We start from the raw sequence: 4,052 nt of genomic DNA on the forward strand, positions 1-4,052 counted from the left end.
CGGCGCACGCAGACGGCCAGGACTTTTACGCCTAGCTCCGCATCGCAGCCCCAGACTTCCTCAAAGATCCAGTCTCGGGCAAGCGCTCGTCCGGGGCTTCTTGCCAGCAGGACGAGCAGCTCAAACTCACGGGCCGTGAGCTGGGCACGTCGTCCCTCGACCAAGGCATCGCGCAGATCGAGATCCACCACGAGGCTCCCCAGAGTCACTTTGTTCTCGGCTTCTAGCGGCTGGCTGTATTCCTGGAAGCGCCGTAGCTGGGCACGAATCCGCGCCAGGATCTCCTGCGGCTCAAAGGGCTTGGTGATGTAGTCGTCGGCCCCGACCTCAAGGCCCAGGATTGTGTCCGACGAGGCATCGCGCGCTGTGAGCATGATAATCGGGAGGTTATGCTTGGCCCGCGCCCGGCGACACACCGTCAGGCCGTCCATGTCTGGCAGGCCAATGTCCAGCAGCATCAGGTCAAAGTCTTCGGCGGCCAGCAGGCGCAGCGCCTCATTGCCGGTTACCGCAAGCGTGCAGTGGTAGCCGTTGATCCCCAAAAGCCGCGCCAAGGGGTTGAGAACATAGCGGTCATCGTCCACCAGCAGCAGTTTCCCACTCATAATGACTCTTTCTCCTCTAGGGGGAGCCACACGGAGACTGAGGTGCCTTGACCGGGCAGGCTCTCCACGTGAATCTCGCCTTGGTGTGCGCTGACAATGCGCTGGACACTAAACAGGCCCAACCCGATATGGTTGGCACGCGTCGTAAAAAAGGGATCGAAGAGATGCGGCAGGCTCTCGGGGGCGATGGGTTGCCCTGTGTCCTGAACCGTGATACGCACCCCACGCTGATTCAGAGTGCGCGTTTCTTGACGTAGCGTGACGGTAAGTGCGCCGCCGGTTGCTGCCATGGCATCGAGCGCATTGACCAGCAGGTTGACAAAGAGATGCTCCAGCCGACGCTTGTTCCCCGAAACCAAGGGAACATCGCCGATGAGCTTCTTCTGCAGCGTCACCCCGTCTACCTCCGCCTGGCCCTGGAGGAGCTTAAAGACAAAGTCCACCACGTCGGGGAGGCTCACGGCGCTCGTCGCGACCTCGGTTTCGTCGGAGAGGGCCAGCAGGGAGTGGGTCAGGACGTAGAGCCGGTCCCACTGCCGCGCGATACTCTCCGGGTAGGCTCCCTCGCCCAGCGCCTGAAGCTCTAGCTGAATCGCCGTCAGAACATTGCGCAGGTCATGGGCGATCCCCACCGCGACCGTCCCGACCGCCCAGAGCTGGGCTGCCTCCACAAACTTATCCTGCGCGGCCTTCAGGGCCTCGGACTGTTTTGCCAGCTTTTCCTCTAGGCGCTCTGCATAGACCCTCTGCTCCGCGACTCTCTCCTCCATAATCTTCTCTCTCTCCAGTTCCGCGCTCACGCGCATCGCCAGCAGCGAGAAAAACTGGATGTCCTCGTCAGTCAAGATCACCTCGGTCTGGTCATCGAGCAGACATAGAGTCCCCACCATACTGCCGCTAGAGCTACATACTGGCACACCCAGGTAACGCCGCAGTTTCAAGCCCACAACGCGGTGGTGACAAAACAGCGCACTGGTCTGGGCGTTCTGAACCAAGAGCGGCTCGGCGGTCTGGAGGGCAATTTCGCACAGAGTCGCCTTTCTCTTAAGGGATCGCACCGTCGAAAAGACAGGATGAAGGTTCGCCACGGCTCGATACCGGATCATCTCCCCCTCAATGACATTCACCATGACCATGGTATTGCCATAGAACTCGGAGACAAGATCCACGATCTGCCGAAAGACAAGCTCCGGGTCAGGCTCATAGAGCAGGCTGATTCGGTGCAGAATCGCAACCATCTGAGGGGACATTTTATTCAGTATAGCCAGACAAGGTTACGAGAAGGTAACAGCACTTGGGATCAAGTTCTGAGGAAACGTAATGGCAAAGCGTGTGCCTTGTCCGGGCAGACTCTCCAGCTCTAGCTTGCCTTGCAGAGCATCACAGAGCTGCTTGACAATGCTCAGGCCCAGCCCAAAGCCCTGCCGCTTTTGACTCAGTGCATTGTCTTGGCTCTGATAGAACTCCTCGAAGATATGCGACTGTATTTCTTGAGGAATACCAAACCCTGTGTCCTCTACAGTCAGTACCCAGTGCTCGGCTCCTACCAAATCTGCACGAACCGTAATCTGTCCCTGTGGCGTGAACTTCAGCGCATTGGAGAGGAGATTGAGCAGGATGTGCATCAGCTTATTGCGATCCGTAGAGACCCGCTCTAGCTCGGGGCCGACTGTGCACTGGATCTGCACCTCGCTTCCCACTAGCGCGGGGCTGAAGTTCGCGACGCACTCGGTGAGCAGCTCCCGAACCGCGATTTTTTCCACCGTGATGTAGCCCCGTCCCGCCTCAATCCGGTGGTACTCGGTGAGCTCCTCCAGCAGCGAGTGCAGCACCGAGACGCGCCCCTCAATCACCTCCAGGTGCTCATCGCGGGTTAAAACAGAGTCGTGGCGCAGGAGATAGAGCAGAGTCTTTACGGTTGTCAGAGGATGACGCAGGTCGTGGAGAACCATATTGACAAACTGGCGCTTCTCCTCGGCGGTGGCCTTCAGTTTGTCATTGAGCTCGGCAAGCTGCTGTGTCGCGCGCACTTTCTCGGTGATCTCCCGGACGATCCCCACGAGGCCCACGATCTCCCCCCCGATAATCAGAGGCGACGTGGTCACGGAGACCTCCAGAACCCTGCCGTCTTTGCAGCGCCGCTGCGTGTCGTACCAGCGGTGCGTGTCGCCTTTAATCGTCTCAGAAAAGACCCGGTGCTGGAAGGCATGCACCTCCGTGGTTCCAATGAGCGTGTAGCTCTGCCCGAGAGCCTCTTCCGGGGTGTAGCCAAACATCTCCTGCGCCCCCAGGTTCCAGTGCGTGATGTTTCCCACACGATCAAAGCCGATAATCGCATCGCCCGTGCAAGCGACAAAAGCGGCCAGGCGTGCCCGCTCTTCCTCTTCGCGCTTGTGCTTGTCAATGTCCCAGATCACCCCGATCAGCCGCTGCGCTGCCCCCTCCGCACTACGCTCCACCCGTCCCCGTGCCGCGAGCCACCGCAGGCCACCGTCCGGGGGAAGCGCCCGAAACTCTACTGTAAAGTCCCTCCCCGTGGCACGGGACTCGGCAATGGCGCTCTGAATTCGCTCGTGGTCTTCGGGGTGGCAGTAGTCGTAGATAGACTGGCGGGTCGTAATCTCGATCTCGGGGGGCAGCTTGAAGAGTGCCCGCGTTGACTCCGAGAGTGCAATCCCGCCGGTTTCTAAATCCGAGATAAAAGTCCCCATCTGCGCCGCCGTTAGCGCGAGCTGCATCTGCTGGACGGTCGTCTCGATCTGCTCCTTGCGCCGCTGAAGCTCCTCCAGCGCCTTCATTTTCTCAGTATTGTCTTGAATTACCGCCACGCCTCCGGGCATTTTTTGCCCTCCCAGAATAATGGGTGAGGAGGTAATGCTCACATCAACCAGAGTGCCGTCTTTGCGCCGTCGCTTTGTGTCCTGCCGTCGGTGCCTTCCTAGGGTCAGCTGTGCGTAGGTGTTTCTCTGTTCTTCGTGCATCTCTGGAGTGGCGATCAGCGTGTATTTTTGCCCAATAGCTTCTTGCTTGGTGTAGCCAAAAATTAGCTCCGCTCCTGTGTTCCAAAAAGTGATGACCCCCTCATAGCCAAAGCCAATGACGGCATCGGCGGTACAGGCAACAAAGACCTCCAGCCGAGCCAGCTCCTCGGCGCGACGGTGCTCCTCTGTGCGATCTCGGCAGATAATGTAGAGAAAGGGAGGATGGGAGTCCACCTCAAGAAAAGGCACTAGGTCGAACTCCAGCCAGAGCTCTTTCCCAGATGCTGTCGTATAGCCTGCCTCAAAACGTGTCCGTGTTCCTGAAATGGCTTCGTCAAACTCGGTGCGTCCGTCCCAGGGGGCAGTCCAGTGACATGTCTCTGTCGAATCGCGCTCAGGAAGATCCAGAAGGCGCTGGGCTTCCGTGTTGCTCCAGAGTAGCTGACCACTCAGATCCACAAGCTGA

3 protein-coding genes are annotated in these 4,052 nt (G+C 58.9%); all 3 read right to left on the reverse strand.

All coding sequences use genetic code 11. From position 1 onward, the window contains the following. Positions 1–605, reverse strand: a 605-nt coding sequence (locus RMO15_RS07770) for a response regulator transcription factor (protein ID WP_309710140.1), incomplete at its 3' end; no start/stop codon positions are given. Next, positions 602–1,855 (reverse strand): ATP-binding protein, encoded by a 1,254-nt coding sequence (locus tag RMO15_RS07775; protein WP_309710141.1) that lies wholly within the window; start codon positions 1,853–1,855, stop codon positions 602–604. The genes RMO15_RS07775 and RMO15_RS07770, both read right to left, overlap by 4 nt. A gap of 24 nt (positions 1,856–1,879) precedes the next feature. Next, the coding region (locus RMO15_RS07780) for a PAS domain S-box protein (RefSeq protein ID WP_309710144.1) at positions 1,880–4,052 on the reverse strand (2,173 nt) is incomplete at its 5' end.

Source organism: Armatimonas sp. (assembly GCF_031410135.1).
GTDB lineage: Bacteria > Armatimonadota > Armatimonadia > Armatimonadales > Armatimonadaceae > Armatimonas.